The sequence below is a fragment of the Kitasatospora mediocidica KCTC 9733 genome, assembly GCF_000744225.1.
Lineage (GTDB): Bacteria > Actinomycetota > Actinomycetes > Streptomycetales > Streptomycetaceae > Kitasatospora > Kitasatospora mediocidica.
This window is the reverse complement of sequence record NZ_JQLN01000003.1, coordinates 508,896-531,307: the sequence shown is the minus strand read 5'-3', so window position 1 is coordinate 531,307 and position 22,412 is coordinate 508,896. Positions and strand designations below refer to the sequence as shown.

The 22,412-nt window shown below is 73.4% G+C and carries 19 protein-coding genes; 12 read left to right on the top strand and 7 right to left on the bottom strand.

Going from position 1 to position 22,412, the window contains the following annotated elements; translation table 11 throughout:
- Positions 1–91 precede the first annotated feature (91 nt).
- The gene (locus tag BS80_RS07755; protein WP_408607352.1) at positions 92–445 is read left to right on the top strand and encodes an ArsR/SmtB family transcription factor; all 354 of its coding nucleotides are present in this window, start codon (positions 92–94) and stop codon (positions 443–445) included.
- 85 nt (positions 446–530) lie between these two features.
- Here BS80_RS07755 and BS80_RS37515 read toward each other — a convergent pair whose 3' ends face one another.
- From BS80_RS37515 to BS80_RS07730, 5 genes are all read right to left on the bottom strand, one after another.
- Positions 531–1,115, bottom strand: a complete 585-nt coding sequence (locus BS80_RS37515) for a hypothetical protein (RefSeq protein WP_051966295.1) — start codon at positions 1,113–1,115, stop codon at positions 531–533.
- A 75-nt stretch (positions 1,116–1,190) separates the two neighbouring features.
- A complete protein-coding gene (locus BS80_RS07745) occupies positions 1,191–3,329 on the bottom strand; it encodes an RICIN domain-containing protein (RefSeq protein ID WP_232246390.1) in 2,139 nt (712 codons plus the stop codon).
- 110 nt (positions 3,330–3,439) lie between these two features.
- Positions 3,440–4,183 (bottom strand): flavodoxin family protein, encoded by a 744-nt coding sequence (locus tag BS80_RS07740; RefSeq protein ID WP_035794587.1) that lies wholly within the window; start codon positions 4,181–4,183, stop codon positions 3,440–3,442.
- Positions 4,184–4,247: 64 nt separating this feature from the next.
- Complete coding sequence (locus tag BS80_RS07735; protein ID WP_051966294.1) at positions 4,248–4,988, bottom strand: sirohydrochlorin chelatase; 741 nt, start codon at positions 4,986–4,988, stop codon at positions 4,248–4,250.
- Positions 4,985–6,139 (bottom strand): uroporphyrinogen-III synthase, encoded by a 1,155-nt coding sequence (locus tag BS80_RS07730; RefSeq protein ID WP_051966293.1) that lies wholly within the window; start codon positions 6,137–6,139, stop codon positions 4,985–4,987. The genes BS80_RS07735 and BS80_RS07730 overlap by 4 nt, the downstream gene beginning before the upstream one ends.
- Before the next feature lie 191 nt (positions 6,140–6,330).
- On the opposite strand from BS80_RS07730, the gene BS80_RS07725 reads away from it, so the two are divergent.
- From BS80_RS07725 to BS80_RS07695, 7 genes are all read left to right on the top strand, one after another.
- On the top strand, positions 6,331–8,439 hold the full coding sequence (locus BS80_RS07725) for a molybdopterin oxidoreductase family protein (RefSeq protein ID WP_035794585.1): 2,109 nt from the start codon (positions 6,331–6,333) through the stop codon (positions 8,437–8,439).
- Positions 8,436–9,641 carry an NAD(P)/FAD-dependent oxidoreductase gene (locus BS80_RS07720; protein WP_198045459.1) on the top strand — a complete coding sequence of 402 codons (1,206 nt, stop codon included), beginning with the start codon at positions 8,436–8,438 and terminating at the stop codon, positions 9,639–9,641. Before BS80_RS07725 ends, BS80_RS07720 begins: the two co-directional genes overlap by 4 nt.
- A complete protein-coding gene (nirB, locus tag BS80_RS07715) occupies positions 9,641–12,211 on the top strand; it encodes a nitrite reductase large subunit NirB (protein WP_035794583.1) in 2,571 nt (856 codons plus the stop codon). Before BS80_RS07720 ends, nirB begins: the two co-directional genes overlap by 1 nt.
- A complete protein-coding gene (locus BS80_RS07710) occupies positions 12,208–12,597 on the top strand; it encodes a nitrite reductase (NAD(P)H) small subunit (protein WP_035794581.1) in 390 nt (129 codons plus the stop codon). Before nirB ends, BS80_RS07710 begins: the two co-directional genes overlap by 4 nt.
- Positions 12,594–13,958, top strand: coding sequence for a nitrate/nitrite transporter (locus tag BS80_RS07705; RefSeq protein ID WP_035794579.1), 1,365 nt, complete (start codon positions 12,594–12,596; stop codon positions 13,956–13,958). The genes BS80_RS07710 and BS80_RS07705 overlap by 4 nt, the downstream gene beginning before the upstream one ends.
- A 107-nt stretch (positions 13,959–14,065) precedes the next feature.
- On the top strand, positions 14,066–14,362 hold the full coding sequence (locus tag BS80_RS07700; RefSeq protein WP_035794576.1) for a DUF3303 family protein: 297 nt from the start codon (positions 14,066–14,068) through the stop codon (positions 14,360–14,362).
- Entirely contained in the window at positions 14,363–14,542 is a 180-nt protein-coding gene (locus BS80_RS07695) for a hypothetical protein (protein WP_035794573.1), read from the top strand. It begins immediately after the preceding gene.
- A gap of 48 nt (positions 14,543–14,590) precedes the next feature.
- On the opposite strand, the gene BS80_RS37510 is transcribed toward BS80_RS07695, so the two are convergent.
- Together BS80_RS37510 and BS80_RS07685 are read right to left on the bottom strand one after the other, a co-directional pair.
- Positions 14,591–15,130 (bottom strand): hypothetical protein, encoded by a 540-nt coding sequence (locus BS80_RS37510; protein WP_051966287.1) that lies wholly within the window; start codon positions 15,128–15,130, stop codon positions 14,591–14,593.
- Between the two features lie 49 nt (positions 15,131–15,179).
- A complete protein-coding gene (locus BS80_RS07685) occupies positions 15,180–15,809 on the bottom strand; it encodes a hypothetical protein (RefSeq protein ID WP_051966284.1) in 630 nt (209 codons plus the stop codon).
- A 220-nt stretch (positions 15,810–16,029) separates the two neighbouring features.
- Between BS80_RS07685 and BS80_RS07680 the strand changes: the two genes are divergently transcribed.
- The 4 genes from BS80_RS07680 (at position 16,030) to BS80_RS07665 (ending at position 22,385) form a co-directional block, all read left to right on the top strand.
- Positions 16,030–16,725: a DUF4230 domain-containing protein gene (locus BS80_RS07680; protein ID WP_232246389.1), complete on the top strand. Its 696-nt coding sequence runs from the start codon at positions 16,030–16,032 to the stop codon at positions 16,723–16,725.
- A gap of 218 nt (positions 16,726–16,943) precedes the next feature.
- Positions 16,944–19,064: an alkaline phosphatase family protein gene (locus BS80_RS07675; protein ID WP_083974366.1), complete on the top strand. Its 2,121-nt coding sequence runs from the start codon at positions 16,944–16,946 to the stop codon at positions 19,062–19,064.
- A 123-nt stretch (positions 19,065–19,187) separates the two neighbouring features.
- Positions 19,188–21,515: a glycosyltransferase family 39 protein gene (locus BS80_RS07670; RefSeq protein ID WP_083974364.1), complete on the top strand. Its 2,328-nt coding sequence runs from the start codon at positions 19,188–19,190 to the stop codon at positions 21,513–21,515.
- A 117-nt stretch (positions 21,516–21,632) separates the two neighbouring features.
- Complete coding sequence (locus BS80_RS07665) at positions 21,633–22,385, top strand: response regulator transcription factor (protein ID WP_035794921.1); 753 nt, start codon at positions 21,633–21,635, stop codon at positions 22,383–22,385.
- Positions 22,386–22,412 lie beyond the last annotated feature (27 nt).

Genomic DNA, 22,412 nt, shown 5'->3' with positions numbered 1-22,412 from the left:
CCATCGTAAGAGACGACCAGAATCGACTCTCGGGACGGCAGGTAAGGTCAATGGGTATCGACAGAGACGACCGCCGTGGAGACGTGGAGAGATGATGCGCGACTCACAGGACACCTGGCTCCCGCAGCCCGCTCTCGACGAGATCGACATCGGCCAAGTCCTGCAAGCCCTGGCGGACCCGGTGCGGCTGCAGATCGTCCGCCTGCTGGCGGCCGCGGGCGAGGGCTCGTGCACCAGCCTCGACGTGCCGGTCAAGCGTTCGACGGTCTCCCACCACCTGCGCACGCTCCGGGAGAGCGGCGTGGTCGCCACCCGCCTGGTGGGCAACACCCGCCTCAGCCGGCTGCGCCTGGCCGAGCTGGAGGAACACTTCCCCGGACTGATGACCTCGATCCTGGCCGCGACCCCCCGAGGTCGCCAGCTCGAAGTCACTCACGGCCGATGACGCTACGAAACGGGCGATGGCACGGCGCGGGAACGCGTCGTGCCATCGCCCGTTTCGGGACAAGCAGCGGAGCCGCCGTCGGTGATCAGGACGGGCGGGGGCGGCGGCGCCGGGCCATGACTGCGGCTGCGGCCACGCCGAGTACCCCGAGCGCCACGGTCGCGAGCACGAGGACGAGCGAGAGCGCTCCGGCGGAGTCCTGGCGGGCGGGCGCCGCGACGTCGGGCGCCGGCGGCGCGGTGGGGCTGGAGGCTGGGACAGGGGCTGCCTGGCTCGGGGGTGACTGGGTGTCCGGGACGGCCGTGACCGCGACCTCGCTCTCGCCGTGGCCGAGTTCGGGGAAGGCGGCGTCGACGCTGACCTTCCAGCTGCCCGGGGGCAGGCTCTCGCGGGTGGTGTAGGTGGCCTGCGCACCGGAGACGGCGAGCAGCGGCCACGGGCCGACGCTGCGCCCGTCCGAGGAGAGCGCGCTGAGCGTGGCGCCGAGCGGTTCGTCCACCGGGTCGCCGTCGTCGTAGCTGGCCGTGGCCCGGGTGTGGCCGTCGCTGCGGGCGGTGATCGCGAAGTGGATGTTGCCGCCGTGTGCGGCGGCCGGCGTCGGGACCGTCAGCACGGCGCAGGCCGCCAGGGCCAGGGCGGCGACGGTGGACGGTACTGCTGCTCTGATCATGGGAACCCCAGGTAGCGGACGAAGGGGGTGGGACGGCATGACGCCCGCCCCACCCCTGAGAAGCACCGGCGTTGGTCAGGAGGCCGGCTGGAGGGTCCAGTTCTGGTAGGACTGGCCGTTCGGCTGCTGCAGCTCCAGCAGCCAACCGCCGTAGTACCAGCGGTTGCTGGCGCCCAGCACCAGGCTCGACCCCTTGGCGGTCAGGGTGTGGCCGCTCCCGCTGTCGCTCACCTGCCAGGCCTGCGCGTCGGAGTTCGCGCACGGCTGCTGGAAGACGAACTCGCCCGCCACCAGCGCGCCGCCGACCTGAAGGCACTTGCCGGACTGCACGTTCTTGATCCGCACCAGGCCGTTGCCCGCGTCCTGGAAGTCCCACTGCTGGTTGCGATAGCCGGTGCTCTGGTAGGCGATCAGCACGTCGCCGTCGTTGCTGGAGCCGCCCCACATGTCCGCCACCTGGCCGGTGAGGCTGTTGGTCATGGTGTACGGCTTGCCCGGCGTGGTGCCGCCCTGCGCGGCCAGGGTGTGCAACGAGGCCGACGCCCCGGGCTGCGAGAGGCGACCACTGCGGTCGCGGACCGCGACGGCGAAGGTGTAGTCGGTGTCCGGCCGCATCGAGACCACCCGCACCGCGGTCGACGTGACGCTGCCGATGGCCCGGCCGCTCACGAGGATCTGGTAGGCGGCGGCGTCGGGGACTGCGGACCAGCTCAACAGCGCCGAGTTCTGCGTCACCTGACTGATCGTCATGTCAGGTCCGGCGCTGGACCCGCCGGTCGGCGTGGGACTCGGGGTGGGCGTCGGCGTCGGACTCGGGCCGCTGCTCTGCGTGGGCGACGGGCTGGGCGTGGGCGAGGGGTTGGGCCCGGTGCCGCCGCCGTTGCCGCCGGCGCCCGCGATCAGGAACTGGTTGTTCGCCACGTTCCAGTGCGTCGACAGGTAACTGCCCGCCTTGGGACTGGTGTTGAAGTAGTCGTCCTTGGTGCAGTCCAGCCGGTCCTGCTGCGCCTGGTCGGGGCAGAGGGTCTGCATCTTCGGGTAGTAGGGGGCGTCCGAGTAGCACATCAGGTCCCAGTCGACCGTGCAGTGGCCGGCCTTGCTGGAGTACGGCGCGCTGTTGTTCACCGCGCCGAGGTTGTGCCCGAGTTCGTGCGCGGCGACGTGGCCGCTCCAGCAGCCCGAGTCACTGCGGCCGTACGAGGGGCCGAAGTTGCTCAGGTTGGCCTGGTCCGGCCGCTCGTCACCCGCGAAGGTGCCGATCCCGCAGTAGACGTTCGCGTCCGCGAACATCATGTACTTGCGGTCGTGCCGGTTGTAACCGCGCTGCGCCAGAGCGTCGTTGGTGGCGCCGAAGTCGGCCAGCGCGGAGTCCGGCAGCTGGACGTCCAGCACGTCGGCCGTGCAGTCCGGGGCGGTCACGTAGCGCACGTGCCGGTCGCCGCCGGTCTCCTGCGCGCTCGCGTCGTAGATGACGTCGACGTCGGCCGCCCACTTCTTGAACGACGCCTGGTACTGGGCGAAGCGGTCCTGGCCGGAGCCGTGCACGTACAGCACCTGCACCCGGTTGCCGCTGGTGCCGTCGCCGTCGCAGACCACGGTGGACCCGCCGTCGGCGGGCGCCGAGCCGCCCGTCGTCCCGGCGGCGGCAGCGGAGTCGGCGGCCGAGCCGGCCGCCGACCCGGCGTCCAGGACGGGATCGCCGCCCTTGAGCAGGTCGCCGGCGGCGGGTGCCTGGCCGGAACCGAGCAGGGTGGGAGCCGTGACGGTCGCGGCCACGGCCACCGGGACGGTCGCGTGGACGTCGACGCCCTGCGGGGCCGCGTCCGGCCCGTGGGTGCACAGGCCCGCCGCCGAGGTCCGGAACTCGCCCGCGCAGGGGTCGCTCGTGGCGGCGATCGCGAGCCCGGTGTAGACCATGCCGCGCGAGGGGTCGGCCTTGGGCACCGAGGTCGGCGGGGCGGGCGTGTCGTGGTGCTGCGGCGAGGCCGCGGGCGTCGGTGCGGCCTTCCGGCCGGAGGCGGCCTGCCCGAGGGCCGACTGCGCCCCGGCCGACTGCGCGGGCTGGGCCGCCGCGCTGGGCCTGGCCTCCTGACCGCCCTGCGCCGCGTTGATCCCGAGCACACCGGCTATGAGGCCGGCGGCCACCGCGGTGGCCGCTATCAGCGGCATCCGACGGCCCTTGCGACGCCCGTGCGCCGCTCGCTTACCAGTCATGTCTCTCTCCCGGTCGGCAGGCGAGGGGAAGACTGCCGACACCTGGGAGAGCCACAGCGAGAACGCGGATAACGCAAACCCGCCGGGGAAACGTCAGCGGTGTTCGGACGTCAGCGGTGTTCGGGGTTCTCGAAGTCGAAGCGGCAGCCCGCGTCCCACTCGGAGCGCTGGTTGCCGTGGGCCGGGATGCCGCCGGCGTCCTTGAGCATCCGGGCGAAGTGCAGGAGGTTCCAGGTCATGAACGTGGTGTTGCGGTTGGTGAACTCGTTCTCCGGGCCGCCGGAGCCCCGGTCGAGATAGGACGGACCGGGACCGGCCTCGCCGATCCAGCCGGCGTCGGCCTGCGGCGGGATCGTGTAGCCGATGTGCTGGAGGCTGTAGAGGACGTTCATCGCGCAGTGCTTGATGCCGTCCTCGTTGCCGGTGATCAGGCAGCCGCCGGTCCGCCCGTAGTAGGCGTACTGCCCGGCCTCGTTCTGCAGCGACGAGCAGGAGTAGAGCCGCTCGATCACCCGCTTCATCACCGAGGAGTTGTCACCGAGCCAGATCGGGCCGGCCAGCACGAGGATGTCGGCGGCCATCACCTGGCTGTAGAGGACCGGCCAGTCGTCGCTCTCCCAGCCGTGCTCGGTCATGTCCGGCCAGACGCCGGTGGCGATGTCGTGGTCGACGGCGCGAATGACGTCGACCGCGACCCCCTGACGCTCCATGATGCCCCGGCTGACGTCGATCAGGCCCTCGGTGTGGCTGCGCTCCGGTGAGCGCTTCAGCGTGCAGTTGACGATCAGGGCGCGCAGGTCGGCGTAGGAGGTGTTCGAGCTGTACGAGCTGTTCGGGGTCGCGCTGTCCGGCATGAGAGAGGGCCTTCCGCGGTGGACGGGTGTCGGTCCCGTCCAGTTCAGCAGGCAGCCGCGCGCATCACCGGCAGGCGGCGCCGGACGCGCGGGCCACCGGGAGGCGGGTGTCCTCCAGGGCGGCCAGGTAGCGGCGCAGCACCAGTTCGGCCACCGCACCGTGCGTGCCGAGCGGGGCGGAGGTGTGCCGGGCGCCGGCCTGCGCGGCGCGCCGGGCGAAGTGGCCCGGGGCCAGCAGGTAGCCGGCGACGGCGACCTGGTCGTGCCCCCGGGCGCGCAGGGCGGCGACGGCCTCGGCGGGCGTGGGGGACGCCGCGCACAGGTAGGAGGGGATGACCGGCGCACCCAGCAGCCCGGCCAGCAGGCCTGCCGTCCGCACGGTGTCGGCGTTGGCCGCGGGATCCGAGGAGCCGGCGGCGGCGAGTACCACCGGCCCGGCGTCCCCGGGCCGGCCCGCCTCGGCCAGCCGGTCGCGCAGGGCGGTCGCCAGCAGCGGGTCCGGGCCGAGCGCGGCGGCCACCCGCGCCCGCACCCGGGGTACGGCGGCGATCACGGCCGGGATGTCGACGCGCACGTGGTAGCCGGCGCTGAGCAGCAGCGGCACGAGGACGACGGGCGCGTCGCGTGCGGCGTGCTCGGCCAGGGCCTCGGCGAGCGAGGGGCGGACGAGGTCGAGGTAGGCCAGCTCGACACGCAGGTCCGGACGCAGCGCCCGGATCCGCGCCGGCAGCGCCTCGACGGTCGCCACCCCCGCGAGGTCGCGGGTGCCGTGCGCCACGACGAGGAGCGTCGGAAGGTCCGTCACCCGCCCACCGCCAGCCGGTACCCGCGCTTGGGGACGGTGCGCACCAGCGCGCCGTGCGGGCCGAGCGCGCCGCGCAGCCGGGCGACGGCGGCCTCCACCGCGTGCTCGTCCGCTCCGCTGCCGGGCCAGACCCGGCGCAGCAGGTCGGCGCGGCTGAGCACCCAGCCGGGCTGCTCGGCGAGGGCGCGCAGCACGGCCGCCGGGACGGGTGGCAGCCAGAAGGCGGTGCCGTCGACCAGGACGGCGCTGCCCTGCAGGACGATGCTCCGGCCGCCGGCCTGCAGTTCGCGGCGGTTGCGGGCGGGCAGCGCCTCGGCGATGGTGCGCACCAGCGAGCCGAGGCGACCGCGCTCGGGCGAGACCGTGGAGACGCCGACGTCCTCCAACGGCCGGGCGCAGAGCGGGCCCACGCAGGCCGACAGGACGTCGTCGCGCAGCGCGGCCAGCACCTCGGCGCGCAACCCGGCCGCGTCGGCGGTGTCGAGGAAGGCGGTGATGGCGGGTGCGCTGGTGAAGGCCAGCGCGTGCACCTCGCGGCGCGCCGTCTGCTCGACCAGGCGCCGTACGGCATCCGGGTCCTGCGGCGGGGCCCAGCGGTACACCGGGACCTCGATCACCTCGGCGCCCCGCTCGCGCAGCGCGGCGGCGAAGCCGTCCAGCGGCGCGCCGTGCTCCTGGACGGCGATCCGGCGGCCCGTCAGCTCGCGGGCGAGCAGCCAGGTCAGGAGCTCGTCGCAGGCCTCCGAGCGGGGGGAGTACGTCTCGTTCAGGCCGCTGGCCCGCACCGCACCGGTGGCCTTGGGACCGCGGGTGAGCACCACGGCCTGCCGGCACGCCTGGGCGAGGCGGGCGCCCTGGCCCCAGCCGTCGGCGGTGCTCATCCAGCCGCGCCAGCCGACGCCGGTGGTGGCGATCACGTAGTCGAGCGGGCCTGCCAGGCAGCGGTCGGTGGCGCGGCGCAGGTCGCCGTCGTCCGCGAGCGGGAGGATGCGCAGGGTGGGCGCCTCGATCACGCGCGCGCCGCGGCGGCGCAGCAGCGCGGTGAGCTCCTCGCGGCGGCGGGCGGCGGTGACGCCGATGGTGAAACCGGTCAGCGGGCCGGCCGGTTCTCTGCCCGGCGGCTCGCCCTGGTCCGTGCGTGGAGTTGCCATGCTGCGAGGCTGGGGCAGTCCGGTTTCGTCCGCGTTTCACCGCCGTCACGTGCGGATTAGGCGAAGGCCGTCGGGTGTTACGGAAGATGTCGTTCGTCCGACCTTGTCCGGGCCGGGCTGTGAGGGAGGCGTACCCGCGCCGCAACACGGGGGACCCGACGGCGTAACGGGCCGGCGTCACGCTCCTTGGCATGACGACGACCGACACCCACTGCCCGTACTGCTCGCTGCAGTGCGGCATGCGGCTGCGCGCACCGCAGGCCGGCCGCCCGGAGGCGGTGGAGGTCCTGGAACGCCCGGACTTCCCGGTCAACCTCGGTGCGCTGTGCGGCAAGGGCCGCAGCGCCGCGGCCGTGCTCTCCCCCGCCGCCCGGCTGACCGCACCGCTGGTGCGCGACGGCCGCGACGGCGCGTTGCGCGAGGCGTCCTGGGAGGAGGCGCTGGAGCGCGCCGCGACCGGCCTGCGCGCCGCCCAGCAGCGCCACGGCCGGGACGCGGCCGGGGTCTTCGGCGGCGGCGGGCTGACCAACGAGAAGGCCTACCTGCTCGGCAAGTTCGCCCGGGTGGCGCTGCGCAGCGCGAGCATCGACTACAACGGCCGGTTCTGCATGTCGTCGGCGGCGGCCGCGCACCGGCAGGCGTTCGGCATCGACCGCGGGCTGCCCTTCCCGCTGGCGGACATCCCCCGCAGCGGCTGTGTGATCCTGGTCGGCGCCAACCCGGCCGCGACCATGCCGCCGGCCGTCCGCTACCTGCGCGAACTGCAGGAGAACGGCGGGCGCCTGATCGTCGTCGACCCGCGCCGCACCGCCACCGCCGAGCCCGCCGATCTGCACCTGCAACCGGTGCCCGGCACCGACCTGGCCCTCGCGCTGGGCCTGCTGCACCTGGTGATCGCGGACGGGCACCTGGACGAGGACTTCATCGCGCGGCGCACCTCCGGTTTCGCGGCGGCCAGGGCCGCGGCGATGGCGCACTGGCCGGAGCGGGTCGAGCGGATCACCGGCGTGCCGACGGAGCAACTCCGGGCCGCCGTCGCGATGTTCACGGGCGCCGGGACCGGCATGGTGCTCACCGCGCGCGGACCCGAGCAGCACAGCAAGGGCACCGACACGGTCAGCGCCTGGATCAACCTCTGCCTGGCGACGGGCAATGCGGGCCGGATCGGCTCCGGCTACGGCTGCCTGACCGGCCAGGGCAACGGGCAGGGCGGCCGGGAGCACGGCCAGAAGGCCGACCAACTGCCCGGCTACCGCTCGATCGAGGACCCGGCGGCCCGCGCGCACATCGCCCGCGTCTGGGCCGTCCCGGCGGACGAGCTGCCGCGCTCGGGCCGCTCCGCGTACGAGCTGCTGGACACCCTGGGCGAGGACGGCGGGGTGCGGGCGCTGCTGCTGATGGGCTCCAACCCGGTGGTGTCGGCTCCGCGCGCGGGGCACGTGACCGAACGGCTGGGCGCGCTGGACTTCCTGGTGGTGAGCGACCTGGTCCTCTCGGAGACCGCGCAGCTGGCCGATGTGGTGCTGCCCGCCGCGCAGTGGGCGGAGGAGAGCGGCACCACGACCAACCTGGAGGGCCGGGTGATCCTGCGCCGCAAGGCCGTCGACCCGCCGCCCGGCGTGCGGGAGGACCTGTACGTCCTGCGCGAGCTGGCCGCGCGCCTCGGTGTGCGACGCGGGTTCCCGGCGGACCCGGAGGAGGTCTTCGAGGAGCTGCGACGGGCCTCGGCCGGCGGCCCCGCGGACTACGCGGGGATCAGCTACGCCCGGATCGAGGCCGAGGACGGCGTCTTCTGGCCGTGCCCGGCGGTGGACCACCCCGGCACGCCCCGGCTGTTCCTGGACCGCTTCGCGACGCCGGACGGCCGGGCCCGGTTCGCGGCGGTCGCGCACCGCCCGGCGGCGGAGGAGCCGGACGCCGAGTACCCCTGGTACCTGACCACCGGCCGGGTGGTCGCGCAGTACCAGAGCGGCGCGCAGACCCGCCGGGTCCCCGAGCTCAACCGGGCGGCGCCCGGACCGTTCGTGGAGCTCCACCCGCAGCTCGCGCGGCGGCTGGAGGTGGCCGAGGGCGATCTGCTCGCGGTGACCAGCCGGCGCGGCCGGGCGGTGGCCCCGGCGCGGGTGACCGACACCATCCGGCCCGACACCGTCTTCATGCCCTTCCACTGGGGCGGCGCCGGGCGGGCCAACTCGCTCACCAACCCGGCCCTGGACCCGACGTCCAAGATGCCCGAGTTCAAGGTGTGCGCGGTCCGGGTCGAGCGCGCGGGCGTGCGACCTGCGGAGGTGACGGGATGAGCCGGCGGATCGCGGTGGTCGGCGCGGGCATGGCCGCGGCCCGCTTCGCCGAGCGGTTCCACGCGCTGGGCGGGGAGGCGGAGGTGACGCTGTACGGCGCGGAGCCACGCGCCCCCTACAACCGGGTGCTGCTGGCCGACGTGCTGACCGGGCGCTACGACGCCGAGGCGATCACGCTGCCCTCGGGCGACGCGGCGCTGCGGGTGGGTGCCGAGGTGGGTTCGCTGGACACGGCCGCCCGCACCCTGCGGCTCGTCGGCGGCGAACAACAGTCCTACGACCAGCTGGTGCTGGCCACCGGCGCCAACCCGGTGCTGCCGCCGATCCGGGGCCTGCGCCGGGAGCCGGGCGGGCTGAAGGCCGGCGTGCACGCGCTGCGCACGGTCTCCGACTGCCGGCAGCTGGCCGAGCACGCCGCACGGGCCAGGCGCGCGGTCGTCGTCGGCGGCGGGGTGCTGGGCGTGAGCGCCGCCCGCGCGCTCGCGGCGCTCGGCCTCCCGGTGGAGATCGTCCACCAGGGGCCGCAGCTGATCGAGCGCCAGCTCGACGAGCAGGCCGGCCGCGCCCTCCAGGGCGGCCTGGCGAGACTCGGCGTGGTCACCTACTGCGGCAACCGGGCCCGGGCGGTGCGGGGCGCGGAGCGGGTGACCGGCGTGGAACTCGCCGGTGGCTACCTGCTGGAGACGGACCTCGTGGTCCTCGCCTGCGGGGTGCGGCCACGCACCGGGCTGGCCCACAGCGCCGGGCTGCTGGTCCGCACCGGCGTCCTGGTCGACGACCGGCTCGCGGCCTCCGCCGCCGACACGTACGCGATCGGCGACTGCGCCGAGCACCGCGGCGTCGTGCACGGCCTGGCCGGGCCCGCCTGGGAGCAGGCCGACGTACTGGCCGCCCGGCTCTCCGGCGCGGATCCGGACGCGGTGTTCACCGGTTCGCGCCCGCTCGCCCGGCTCAGCGCCGGCCCGCTGGAGTACGCCGCCTTCGGCGAGGTCGCCGACGAGGGCCCCGGCCTGGACGTGCTCCGACTGACGGACGCCACCCGGGGCTCGTACAAGAAGCTCGTGCTGCGCGGCGACCGGCTCGTCGGCGGCATCCTGCTGGGCGATCTGGCCACGGTCGGCGCCTTCACCCGGGCGTACGAGCGCGACGACCCGCTGCCCCGGGAACCCCTTCACCTGCTCACCACCCTAGGAGCGTTCTGATGCTGCGCAAGGAGCTGGTCCTGGTCGGCCACGGCATGGTCGGCCAACGCTTCCTCGAAGCCCTCTTCGACCGGCCGGGGGCGGACGCCTGGCGGGTCACGGTGCTCGCCGAGGAGCCGCGCCCGGCCTACGACCGGGTCCACCTGACCTCGTGGTTCTCCGGCACCACGGCGGACGAACTGTCGCTCTGTCCGCCGGAGTTCATCGCCGAGCACGGCATCGACCTGCGGCTCGGCGAACCCGCCGCGCGGATCGACCGCGAGGCCCGCACCGTCGTCACCAGCGCCGGCCGGCAACTGCGGTACGACGCACTGGTGCTGGCCACCGGCTCGTACCCGTTCGTGCCGCCGGTGCCCGGGCACGACGCCGAGGGATGCCACGTCTACCGCACCATCGAGGACCTCCGGGCGATCCGGGCGGGCGCCGCCGACGCACAGGTCGGCGCGGTGGTCGGCGGCGGACTGCTGGGCCTGGAGGCGGCCGGCGCGCTGACGGCGATGGGCCTGCGGACGCACGTCGTCGAGTTCGCCCCGCGGCTGATGGCCCTCCAGGTGGACGAGGGCGGCGGCGAGGTGCTGCGCCGCAAGATCGAGGAGCTGGGCGTGCTGGTGCACACCGGCGCGGGCACCCAGCAGATCACCACCGGCGAGGACGGCCGGGTGCGCGGCATGGCGCTCTCCGACGGTACCGAGCTGGCGGTGGACCTGGTGGTCTTCTCGGCCGGGGTGCGCCCCCGCGACCAACTCGCCCGGGACTGCGGCCTGCCGGTCGGCGCGCGCGGCGGCATCGTCGTCGACGAGCGCTGCCGCACCGCCGACCCGCATGTCTGGGCGATCGGCGAGTGCGCCCAGGCGGTGGACGGGCGGGTCTACGGCCTGGTCGCCCCCGGCTACGCGATGGCCGAGGCCGTCGCGCGTGAACTCACCGGCGACGAGGGCTCGTTCACCGGCGCCGACCTGTCCACCAAGCTCAAGCTGCTGGGGGTGGACGTGGCCAGCTTCGGCGACGCGCACGGCACCACCGACGGCGCCCTGGAGGTGCTCTACGCCAACAGCCGCTCCAGCGTGTACAAGAAGCTGGTGATCGGCCGGGACGGAGCGCTGCTGGGCGGCGTCCTGGTCGGCGACGCGGAGGCCTACGGCATGCTGCGCCCGCTCGCCCTCAGCGGTACGCCGCTGTCGGTCCCGCCCGAACAGCTCGTGCTGCCCGCCTCGTTCGGCGCGGCGGCCGGGCCGGTGGTGCTGCCCGACGAGGCGGTGGTCTGCTCCTGCCACAACGTCAACCGGGGAGCCGTCCGGGCGGCGGTGCGCGACCAGGGCTGCGAGAGCGTCGCCGCGGTGAAGAAGTGCACCAAGGCCGGTACCGGCTGCGGCAGTTGCGTCAAGCTGCTGGGCACCATCGTGGACGAGGAACTCGCCGCCGGCGGCGTCGAGCGCAGCCGCGGGATGTGCGAGCACTTCGCCCACACCCGCGCCGAGTTGTACGAGATCGTCCGGGTCAAGGGCATCGCCTCGTTCTCCCGGCTCATCGAGGAGCACGGCGCCGGGGGCACCGGCTGCGACGTCTGCAAGCCCGCTGTCGCCTCCATCCTGGCCAGCCTGGGCAACGGGCACATCCTGGACGGCGAGCAGGGCGCGCTGCAGGACACCAACGACCACTTCCTGGCCAACCTGCAGCGCAACGGCTCCTACTCGGTCGTGCCGCGCATCCCCGGCGGCGAGATCACCCCCGAGAAGCTGATCGTCATCGGCGAGATCGCCCGTGACTTCGGGCTCTACACCAAGATCACCGGAGGCCAGCGGATCGACCTCTTCGGCGCCACCGTCGACCAGCTGCCCACCGTCTGGAAGCGCCTGGTGGACGCCGGCTTCGAGTCCGGGCACGCCTACGGCAAGGCGCTGCGCACGGTGAAGTCCTGCGTCGGGCAGACCTGGTGCCGCTACGGCGTCCAGGACTCGGTCGCCCTGGCCATCGAACTGGAGCTGCGCTACCGGGGGTTGCGCGCCCCGCACAAGCTGAAGTCGGCGGTCTCCGGCTGCGCCCGGGAGTGCGCGGAGGCGCAGAGCAAGGACTTCGGCGTGATCGCCACCTCCGAGGGCTGGAACCTCTACCTCGGCGGGAACGGCGGCATGACACCCCGGCACGCCGACCTCTTCGCCGCCGACCTGGACCGCGAGACCCTGATCCGCACCATCGACCGGTTCCTGATGTTCTACATCCGCACCGCCGACCGCCTGGAGCGCACCGCCCCCTGGCTGGAGCGCCTGGACGGCGGCATCGAGCACCTGCGCGCGGTGATCATGGACGACTCGCTGGGCATCTGCGCCGACCTGGACGAGCTGATGTCCCGCCACGTGAGCACCTACGAGGACGAATGGGCGGCCACCCTCGCCCAGCCCGAGCGGCTGCGCCGCTTCGTCTCGTTCGCCAACGCCCCCGGCGTGCCCGACCCGACGGTGCGCTTCGTTCCCGAGCGCGACCAGATCCGCCCCGCCCTGCCCGGCGAGGACGGGCCGTCCCCGCAGCCGGCCCTGATCGCCGGCCCCGAACTGGAGGTGCGTACCCGATGACGACCGCCCTGCTCACGACCGCCGCGGTGGAGATCCACGACGGCTCCCGCTGGATCCGCGTCTGCGACCGCGCCGACCTGGTCCCCGGCCGCGGCGTCGCCGTGCTGCTCGGGACGGACCAGGTGGCGCTCTACCTCGGCCCGGACGGCGAGCCGTACGCGGTGGAGAACCGCGACCCGTTCAGCGGCGCCCACGTGCTGGCCCGCGGGCTGCTCGGCAGCCGCGGCGACGTGCCGGTGCTGCTCTCGCCGATGTACCGGCACTCCTTCGACCTGCGCACCGGCGTCTGCCTGGACGAGGACTTCGCCCCGGACGGCTCCCCCGCCGTCCTGCGACGCTGGCCGGTACGCCTCACCGAGGCCACGACCGCAGGAGAGTCACGATGAGCACAGCCGTCCAGTCCCCGCCGGCCACCGGCGGACGCAGACACACCCTCGACGACTGGCGTCCCGAGGACGCCGCCTTCTGGCGGCAGGGCGGGGCCCGCGTCGCCCGCCGCAACCTGGTCCTCTCGGTGTTCTCCGAGCACATCGGCTTCTCGGTGTGGAGCCTGTGGTCGGTCCTGGTGCTCTTCCTCGGCCCGAGCTACCACATCGACCCGGCCGGCAAGTTCACGCTCACCGCGCTGCCCACCGCACTCGGCGCGGTGCTGCGGATCCCGTACACCTTCGCGGTGGCCCGGTTCGGCGGGCGCAACTGGACGATGTTCAGCGCGGCACTGCTGCTGGTGCCGACGGTGCTGGCCGGGATCGTGCTCACCCCCGGCGTCTCCTACGGCACGCTGCTGCTGGTGGCCTCGGTGGCCGGGGTCGGCGGCGGCAACTTCGCCTCCTCGATGGCCAACATCAACGCCTTCTACCCGCAGCGGCTCAAGGGCCGCGCGCTGGGCATCAACGCCGGCGGCGGCAACCTCGGCGTCCCGGCGGTGCAGCTGCTCGGCCTGCTGGTGCTGGCCACCGCCGGGGCCGCGCACCCCCGGCTGCTGCCGCTCGTCTACCTGCCGCTGATCGTCCTGGCGGTGCTCGGCGCGGCACTGCGGATGGACAACCTGGCAGCGCAGCGCAACGACCGCGGAGCCGTCCGCGAGGTGGCGCGCGAGCCGCACACCTGGGTGGTCTCCGCCCTCTACGTCGGCACCTTCGGATCGTTCATCGGCTTCGGCTTCGCCTTCGGCCAGGTCCTCCAGGTGCAGTTCCACGCGCAGTTCGACACCGCGGTGAAGGCCGCCTACCTGACCTTCCTCGGCCCGCTGCTCGGCTCGCTGCTGCGCCCGCTCGGCGGCCTGCTGGCCGACCGGCTCGGCGGCGCGCGGGTGACCTGCTGGACCTTCGCGGCGATGGCGGCCGGCGCCGCCCTGGTCCTGGAAGCCTCCCGGCAGCACTCGCTGCCGCTCTTCCTGACCGGCTTCGTCGCCCTGTTCGTCCTCAGCGGGATCGGCAACGGCTCGACCTACACGATGATCCCGGCGATCTTCCGCGCCAGGGCGGCAGCCGCCGTCGCCGCGGGCGCCGACCCCGAGCACGCCGACCGCGCCTCCCGGCGCCGCGCCACCGCGGTCATCGGCCTGGCCGGCGCGATCGGCGCCTTCGGCGGCGTCCTGGTCAACGTCGCCTTCCGGCAGGCCTTCCTGAACGCCCACAGCGGCGACGACGCCTACCTCGCGTTCCTCGCCTACTACGCCTGCTGCCTGCTGCTGACCTGGGCCGTCTACCTGCGCCCCTCCCCCGGGCGCCTGCCGGGCGTCTGACCGGCTGCACTCCGATGCCGTGCTCCAGCTGCACACACCCCCGACCGCGACCACCATCGACAGGAGGCACGGGTAGTGCCGTCACGCCAACCAGAGGTGGAACGACCATGCGGGTGCTGCTGACAGTCCAGATGGAGACCGAGAAGGCGAACAAGGCGATCGCGGGGAAGACGCTGGAGCACACCATGAAGGCGGTGTTCGACCGGATCAAGCCGGAGGCGGCCTACTTCGGTGCGAAGGACGGCATGCGCACGGGGTACGTGGTCTTCGACCTCAAGGAGCCGTCCGACATCCCGTCCATCGCCGAACCGTTCTTCCAGGAGCTCGGTGCCAAGCTGTCCTTCGTCCCCGTGATGACCTTCGACGAGGTCGGGTCCGGCCTGCGGAAGCTCGGCTCGAGCTGAGTGCGCCTCGCCGCCGGCCCGCTGCGGCCCACCGAGGACGACGCCTACCTGCGATGGGCTTTCCGGGTGGCCGCCACGGCCGGAGCCGTCGCCGCCCTGGCGGGTGCCTGGGCCGCGATCGCGGGCGCCGTGGCCGCCACGGCCGCCGCCCGGGCGGCCCGGGCGGCGGCAGGCGGCTGAATCGCAGCTGCCCCCTCCACCCGGCTGGGTGGAGGGGGCAGCTGCGGTTCAGGCGGCGAGCAGGCGCTCCAGCAGCGTCCGGTACTGCCGCAGCGCGAGCCGCAGGTGCTCGGTGCGGGCGCCGGACTCGTCGACGGCCGCCCCGCCGTCAACGCCGTCCCCACCGCCCAGCCGGCGGCGGCGCTCCGCCACCGCCTCGGCGACCAGCTCGGCGGACTTGGCCACCAGGGCGTCCGCCTGCTCGACCGCCTGGCGGGGATCGTCGACGAAACCGGCCTGGATGCTGTGCCACTGGGCCCTGAACCGATCCACCTGCTCGGGGTCCAGCCAGCCGGCGGGGTCCTCCGCGCTGCGCCTGCCGTCCCGCTGCGGCACGGCAGGCGCCGGCGGGACGGCCCGGACGTGCCGGGCGGCAGCGGCCTGACCGGACGTCTCCGGCGGGGCCTGCTCGGGTACGCGGCCCTCGGCGCCGGGCTCGCGTCGGCCGGGGCCGGGGCGTTCGACGTCCTGCGGGCGGGCGAAGCGGCCGGGCAGCGGCGGACGGGCGGAGTCCTCTGCGGGGCTGTTCGCCGGGCTGTTCTGCGGCATGGCGTTCTCTCCTTCTCCTTGAGCTTCGGCGTTTCGCTGCGGGGGGCCGTCAGTTGGTTCGCGGGGTGACGGCAGGACGGGGCGTGGAACCGTTGCCGGACCCTCCGCCGCGAGCCGGACGCTCGGCCCGCAGCACGTCCAGGCAGAGGTCCCGGATCGCCAGCAGGGCGGTCCGAAACTCCTCGGTACCAACCGGGCCGTCGCCGTCAGCACCGGCAGCCCCGACAGTGCCGCCCTCGGCCGTCCTGCCGCGCGCCAGCGTCTGCGCGGCGGTCCGGTAGGCGGGCACCCGGTCACCGTGGTCGACCGAGACGGCGGCGATCCGCCCCTTGACGGGGAACCCCACCTCGCCGAGCACCGTGTCCAACAGCCGGTCGGCCTCGGCGACCGCGCGCGCGGGGTCGTCGACGAACATCTCCTGCAGCTCCGCCAACCGGTCGACGACACTCTCGGTCCTGCTCCGGGAGAGCGGCTTCAGCTCCAGGGCGCGGACCAGGCGAAGCCGTTCCGACAGCTCCTTCTCCGCCTCCTTCGTCCGCCCGCCGTGGGCGCTGACGGTGCTGTCGTACTCCGGCCCGAACCGGCGCCGGAGCCGCTGGGTCGTCAGGCGGGGCAGTGCGCCGGCCGCGGCGGCCACGATCACCACCGCGAGGATGACGAGAACGATCACTGTGGACATAACCAGTCCCTCCCAGGCTGCGGACAGCGCCGGAGCGGTCTCCAGCTGGACAGCGCCTAGCCGCTCGCCCCGATCCCAAACCTCCGCCGGACCCGGGCCGTCGGCCGACCGGTTCCCGCAGGAGGCGGTGAAACCGTCCCGGCGGGGAATCCGAACTGGTGAGCAACCACCTTGTCCGAGAGGGATGTTGACCACCCCCTGAGCAGAGGAGTACACCGCCGTGTTCCGTCTTCGCAGGCCGGAAGGACCCTCACCCAGCCAGCGGCGCGAACCCCGGGAGCGCAGGCGCGTTCCGTGGTACATCAGTCTGCCGATCACGCTGGCCGCCATCGCCGCCGTGTTCCTGGCCGCCGCCGGACTCCACCTGTTCCCGAACCTGCCCGACCCGTTCGGCGAGAAGACCGTCGACCGCAGCGGCCCGGCCGTCCTCAAGTCGATCCAGGACATGAGCCGTTACAACGCGGCGACCGGCAACTCCCAGATCGTCGTCGACCTCGACCAGGAGGCGACCTTCCTGCCCTCGGCCCTGCTCGGCCACCGCACGCTCTACGTCGCCTCCGGAACGGTGGAGTCGTACGTGGACCTCGGCAAGGTGGCGAGTTCGGGCGTCACGGTCTCGGCCGACCGGCGCAGCGCCACGCTCGTCCTGCCGCACGCCCAGCTGGCACAGGCGGCACTGGACCCCAAGGGCTCCTACGTCTACACCGAGCAGCGCGGCCTGTTCGACCGGATCGGCGACTTCTTCTCCAGCGATCCCGGCGACCAGCAGAAGGTCCAGGTGGTCGCGGCCCAGCGGATCCAGAACGCCGCCCAGGCCGCCGGACTGACGGCCCGCGCCGAACAGAACACCACCACCGCCCTCCAGGACCTGCTCAAGGCCCTGGGCTTCACCACCGTCACCGTCAGGATCGGCTGAGCCCGGAGTCCTATTGCAGATCTGACATACCGTCAGCCGACCCCAATTCACCTTGCCTTCACCGTTGGACCGCGCATGCCTCCTGTTGCGTTCAGGTCGCCCATGGCACCCTGTGGCACGCACGACCGGGGGGCGCCGCGGTGCTCGCTCCTGTCGTGCTACGCGCGTCCGTCGCGGGCGCGTGTACGCGCCCGCAGGCGCCCAACAGAGGGAGCAGGATGCGCAAGAGCAAGATGCTGGCCCTGTCGCTCGCGGCCGGGCTGGGGTTCGGGATGGTCTCCGCCGGTGCGGCGAGTGCCCAGTCCGACCATCACCGGACGCAGCCGACCGGCTGCCAGATCTCGGCTGACGGCCGGGATGTGAAGCATGTGATCTATCTTCAGTTCGACAACGTGCACTTCACCCGGGACAACCCCAACGTGCCCAGCGACCTGGAGCAGATGCCGCACCTCCAGGACTTCCTGGAGAGCAACGGGACGCTGTCCACCAACCACCACACCCCGTTGATCGCGCACACCGGCAACGACATCCTGACCTCGATCACCGGCCTGTACGGGGACAAGCACGGCCAGGCGGTCTCCAACTCGTACCGCTACTACAAGCCGGACGGCACCACCAACTCGGCCAGCAGCTTCGCCTACTGGACCGACGGCGTGGCCGACAGCTCGGTGCCGGCCCCGGCTGACTCCACGCCGACCATGGTGGGCCAGGACGGCAAGATGGCCCCCGCGCCGTGGGCCGCCTACACCAAGGCCGGCTGCGACTTCGGTGCGGTCTCCACGGCGAACACCATCCTGGAGAACACCACCGTCGACATCAACAAGGTCTTCGGCCCGAACTCCGCGCAGGCCGCCGAGGCCAAGGCCGACCCCGCCAGGGCACAGGCGGACTTCGTGGGCATCGGCGTGCACTGCGCACAGAAGTCGACGGTCTGCGCCAAGGGCACGACCAGCCCGGACCTGCTGCCCGACGAGCCCGGTGGTTACGCCAACTACCAGGCGCTGTTCGGCGCCAAGAGCGTTGATCCGGCCATCAGCAAGGACGGCGTGGTCCGCAGCACGGCCGGCACCCCGATCGCCGACCCGACGGGCAACCCGGGCTTCCCGGGCTTCGACGCGATGACCGCCGACAACTCGCTCGGCTACGTCGCCCAGATGCAGGAGTCCGGCGTCCCGGTCACCTACGCCTACATCTCCGACGCGCACGACCAGCACGGTGCCAACTCCGGTGCGATGGGACCGGGCGAGGCCAACTACACCGCACAGCTGAAGTCCTACGACAACGCGTTCGCCACGTTCTTCGACCGGATCCGCAAGGACGGTCTCAACGCGGACAACACCCTGTTCGTGGTGACCTCGGACGAGAACGACCACTTCGTGGGCGGCAAGCCGACCCCGGCCAACTGCGACGGCGTCAATGTGCCCTGCACATACAGCCAGATCGGTGAGGTCAACGCCAACGCCAAGGGCCTGCTGGCCACTCAGCAGGGCATCACCACCCCCTTCGCGGTGCACGCCGACTCGGCGCCGAACTTCTACCTCAACGGGCAGCCCGGCCCGAACGACCCCAAGACCCGTGCGTTCGAGCAGGCTTGGTCGAAGGTGACGGCGGTCAACCCGATCACCGGCGCCACCGACGTCATCTCCAGCTTCCTGGCCGACCCGGCGGAACAGAAGATCCTGCACATGCAGACGGGTGACCCGCTGCGCACGCCGACCTTCACCTCCTTCGCCAACCCGGACTACTTCGTCTACTCGGGCGGCAGCACCTGCACGCCGACCTGCGTGGCGCTGGGCCCGGCCTACGCCTGGAACCACGGCGACTTCTCACCCGACATCAACACCACCTGGCTGGGCCTGGTGGGTCCGGGCATCCGCAACCTCGGTGAGACGAACGACGTGTGGTCCGACCACACCGACATCCGGCCCACCATGCTGGCGCTGCTCGGCCTGCACGACCCGTACGTCAGTGACGGCCGTGTGCTCACCGAGTACATCGAGAACTGGGCGCGCCCGCGTGCCCTGGTCGGCCAGCACGGGTACGACTACGAGGAGTTGGCCGCTGCCTACAAGCAACTGAACGCCGGTGTCGGCGAGTTCGCCACCGCCACGCTGAAGGCCTCGACCAGGGGCATCGCCTCCGCCACTCCGGGCGACGCGCAGTACCTGGCGAGCACCGCGAAGCTGACCGCGCTCGGCGCCCAGCGTGACACGCTGACCGCGAAGATCGCCGGTCTCCTGGACAAGGCCGCCTTCGGCGACAAGAAGCTCGACGGCGACCAGGCCGACAGGCTGACCGCCCAGGCCAACGCGCTGGTGAAGCAGGCTCAGCAGCTCTGACCCCGCACTCTGCCGTCCCGGGAAGACCGTTCCTGGGACGGCAGGGTGACGTGGTAGCGGGTCACAGGACGGTGAGAGCGGTCGCAAAGGGCATTCACAGCTTGGGGCGGCAGCGTGGCCGCCATGACCAGAACCAGCACCGTCCCCTCGGACACCCCCGCCCCCGCGTCCTCGCCCGCCGTGGACCGGCAGGGCGCGCACCCGCCCCGTGCGCTGCTCTTTCCCCCCAGGGAACCACCCGGCGCCGCCGCTGCGGGGCAGGCGTCGGGCGGCCGGTGGCGGCCGGGCGACCGGATGCGGCGCTGCTGGCGGGGGCGGGCGGAGGACGCGGCCTGGGTGCGTCCGGCCCTGCTGGCCCTGCTCGCGGCCACCACGCTGCTGTACTGCTGGGAGCTGAGCGCATCGGGCTGGGCCAACTCGTTCTACTCGGCGGCCGTGCAGGCCGGCACCCAGAGCTGGAAGGCGTTCTTCTACGGCTCCTCGGACGCCGCGAGCTTCATCACGGTCGACAAACCCCCGATGTCGCTGTGGCCGATGGAGCTGTCGGCGCGGATCTTCGGGCTCAGCTCCTGGAGTCTGCTGCTGCCGCAGGCGCTGATGGGGGTGGCCACGGTCGGGACGGTCTACGCGGCAGTGCGGCGGCGGTTCTCCGCGCTCGGCGGGCTGGTCGCGGGCGGGGTGATGGCGCTGACACCGGTCGCCGTGCTGATGTTCCGCTTCAACAACCCGGACGCCCTGCTGGTGCTGCTGATGGCGCTGGCCGCGTACACGCTGCTGCGGGCCGTCGAGACGGCGGGCCTGCGCTGGGTGCTGCTGACCGGGATGCTGTTCGGCTTCGGGTTCCTGACCAAGACCCTGCAGGCGTTCTTGGTCCTGCCGGCGTTCGCGCTGATCTATCTGGTGGTCGCACCGACGGGTCTGTGGCGGCGGATCGGGCAACTGCTGGCGGCCGGGGTGGCGCTGGTGGTGGCCGCGGGCTGGTGGGTGGCGGTCGTGCAGATGGTGCCGGCCGCCGATCGCCCCTATGTCGGCGGGTCGCAGAACGACAGCTTCCTGTCGCTGACCTTCGGCTACAACGGCTTCGGACGCCTGACCGGCGACGAGACCGGCAGCGTGGGAGGCGGCGGCGCGCCGGGCGGCGGTGGCACGGGCGGTGCGGGTGGCGGTAGCGCCCTGGCCGGCGGCGCCGGCGGGCACGGGCCGGGCGGCGGTGGGGGCGGCATGTGGGGCTCCACCGGACTGGGCCGGCTGTTCGGGACGGACATCGGCGGCCAGATCGCCTGGCTGCTGCCGGCGGCCCTGGTGCTGCTGCTGTTCGGCCTCTGGGCCACCCGGCGCTACGCGCGCACCGACTCGGCGCGGGCCGCCTTCCTGGTCTGGGGCGGGTTCCTGCTCAGCACCGGGCTGACGTTCAGCTACATGGGCGGCATCTTCCACCAGTACTACACGGTCGCGCTGGCCCCGGCGGTCGCCGCGCTGGTCGGGATGGGCGTGGACGGCCTGTGGCGGGCCCGGCGGCGGCTGTCGTACGCGCTACTGCTCGGCGCGGTGGTGGCCGGCACCGGCTGGTGGGCGTTCGTCCTGCTCGGGCGCAGCGAGGGTTTCGTGCCGTGGCTGCGTTGGGCGGTGCTGGTCGGCGGGTTGTCGGTGGCCGTGGCGCTGGTGGCCGGCGGTCGGCTGCGCGGTCGGGCGGGTCGCCGGCTGGCGGCCGTGACCGGGGTGGCCGCGCTGGCCGTGGGCCTCGGCGGACCGGCCGCGTACGCGCTGGACACCGTCTCGACGGGGCACACCGGCTCGATCGTGACGGCCGGACCGAACGTGCGGGGCTCGAACGGCCCGGGCGGGATGCCCGGCGGGATGCCCGGCGGCATGCCCGGCGGCATGCGGGGCGGCATGCCGGGCGGAATGCCGGGCGGTGCGGGGCCCGGCGCCGGTGGCGCGCACGGCTTCGGCGGCGGCGCTACCAGTGGCTTCGGCGGCGGCACGGGCGGGGCTGCGGGCAGCGCGCCGAGCGGACCGGGCGGCGCGCCGGGCGGGCCGGGCGGCGGTGGCGGGGGCGGCGGAATGGGCGGCCTGCTGGGCGGTACCCAGGTCGGCGCGCAGGTGACCGCGTTGCTCAAGCAGGGCGCCCACGGCTACACCTGGGTCGCCGCCACGGTCGGCTCGCAGAACCAGGCCAGCTACCAACTCGCGGTCGGCAGCCCGGTGATGGCGCTGGGCGGATTCAACGGCACGGACCCCTCGTTGAGCCTGGCCGGATTCCAACAGGACGTGCGCGAGGGCAAGGTGCACTACTTCATCAGCGGCGGCGGCATGGGCGGCGGGATGGGCGGTGACCGGACCGGCGGCTCGTCCGACTCCGAGCAGATCACCGCCTGGGTCACGGCGCACTTCACCGCCCGGACCGTCGGCGGCGCCACGCTCTACGACCTGACGGCCCCGACCGGCTGACCCCCGGCCGACAGCCGACGACCATGCCCCTGCGGACCGCGCGGGGCATGGTCGTTCTTAGGCGTTCCACAGGTTCGGCACAGGAACAACTCAACAGCGCCGCCCAGGATGGCGGCCATGGTCGCTCTCCCCTCCGCCTCATCCGCGGGTACCCCGGACATCCGACGGGCCGACGGCACGCCGCTGCGCCTGCTGGTCGTCGACGACGAGCAGGCGCTCACCGAGCTGTTGTCGATGGCGCTGCGCTACGAGGGCTGGGAGGTGCGCACGGCCCACGCCGGCGGGTCGGCGCTGCGCCTCGCCCGCGAGTTCAAGCCCGACGCGGTCGTCCTGGACGTGATGCTCCCGGACATCGACGGGCTGCAGGTGCTGTCCGGGCTGCGCCGCGACCTGGCGGAGATCCCGGTGCTCTTCCTGACCGCCAAGGACGCGGTCGAGGACCGCATCGCCGGCCTCACCGCGGGCGGCGACGACTACGTCACCAAGCCGTTCAGCCTGGAGGAGGTGGTGGCCCGGCTGCGCGGCCTGCTGCGCCGCTCGGGGGCGGCCGCGGCCCGGGACGGGGCCCGGATCGTGGTCGGTGACCTGGTGCTGGACGAGGACACCCACGAGGTCAGCCGGGCCGGTGAGGAGATCGAGCTGACCGCGACCGAGTTCGAGCTGCTGCGCTACCTGATGCGCAACCCCCGCCGGGTGCTGAGCAAGGCGCAGATCCTGGACCGGGTCTGGTCCTACGACTTCGGCGGCCAGACCAACATCGTCGAGCTGTACATCTCCTACCTGCGCCGCAAGATCGACGCCGGCCGGGAGCCGATGATCCGCACCCGCCGGGGCGCCGGGTACTCGATCCGCCCCGCCGACCAGGGGTGAGCGCCGTGCCACGCCTGCGGACCCGTC

Excerpts from the sequence above, each read along its gene's own strand:
- BS80_RS07685 (WP_051966284.1), bottom strand. The coding sequence starts at position 15,809 with ATGTCCACAGTGATCGTTCTCGTCATCCTCGCGGTGGTGATCGTGGCC.
- BS80_RS07675 (WP_083974366.1), top strand. The coding sequence starts at position 16,944 with ATGCGCAAGAGCAAGATGCTGGCCCTGTCGCTCGCGGCCGGGCTGGGG.
- BS80_RS07665 (WP_035794921.1), top strand. The coding sequence starts at position 21,633 with ATGGTCGCTCTCCCCTCCGCCTCATCCGCGGGTACCCCGGACATCCGA.
- BS80_RS07755 (WP_408607352.1), top strand. The coding sequence starts at position 92 with ATGATGCGCGACTCACAGGACACCTGGCTCCCGCAGCCCGCTCTCGAC.
- BS80_RS07670 (WP_083974364.1), top strand. The coding sequence starts at position 19,188 with ATGACCAGAACCAGCACCGTCCCCTCGGACACCCCCGCCCCCGCGTCC.
- BS80_RS07730 (WP_051966293.1), bottom strand. The coding sequence starts at position 6,139 with ATGGCAACTCCACGCACGGACCAGGGCGAGCCGCCGGGCAGAGAACCG.
- BS80_RS07720 (WP_198045459.1), top strand. The coding sequence starts at position 8,436 with ATGAGCCGGCGGATCGCGGTGGTCGGCGCGGGCATGGCCGCGGCCCGC.
- BS80_RS07705 (WP_035794579.1), top strand. The coding sequence starts at position 12,594 with ATGAGCACAGCCGTCCAGTCCCCGCCGGCCACCGGCGGACGCAGACAC.
- BS80_RS37515 (WP_051966295.1), bottom strand. The coding sequence starts at position 1,115 with ATGATCAGAGCAGCAGTACCGTCCACCGTCGCCGCCCTGGCCCTGGCG.
- BS80_RS07725 (WP_035794585.1), top strand. The coding sequence starts at position 6,331 with ATGACGACGACCGACACCCACTGCCCGTACTGCTCGCTGCAGTGCGGC.
- BS80_RS07745 (WP_232246390.1), bottom strand. The coding sequence starts at position 3,329 with ATGACTGGTAAGCGAGCGGCGCACGGGCGTCGCAAGGGCCGTCGGATG.
- BS80_RS07740 (WP_035794587.1), bottom strand. The coding sequence starts at position 4,183 with ATGCCGGACAGCGCGACCCCGAACAGCTCGTACAGCTCGAACACCTCC.
- BS80_RS07700 (WP_035794576.1), top strand. The coding sequence starts at position 14,066 with ATGCGGGTGCTGCTGACAGTCCAGATGGAGACCGAGAAGGCGAACAAG.
- BS80_RS07710 (WP_035794581.1), top strand. The coding sequence starts at position 12,208 with ATGACGACCGCCCTGCTCACGACCGCCGCGGTGGAGATCCACGACGGC.
- BS80_RS37510 (WP_051966287.1), bottom strand. The coding sequence starts at position 15,130 with ATGCCGCAGAACAGCCCGGCGAACAGCCCCGCAGAGGACTCCGCCCGT.
- nirB (WP_035794583.1), top strand. The coding sequence starts at position 9,641 with ATGCTGCGCAAGGAGCTGGTCCTGGTCGGCCACGGCATGGTCGGCCAA.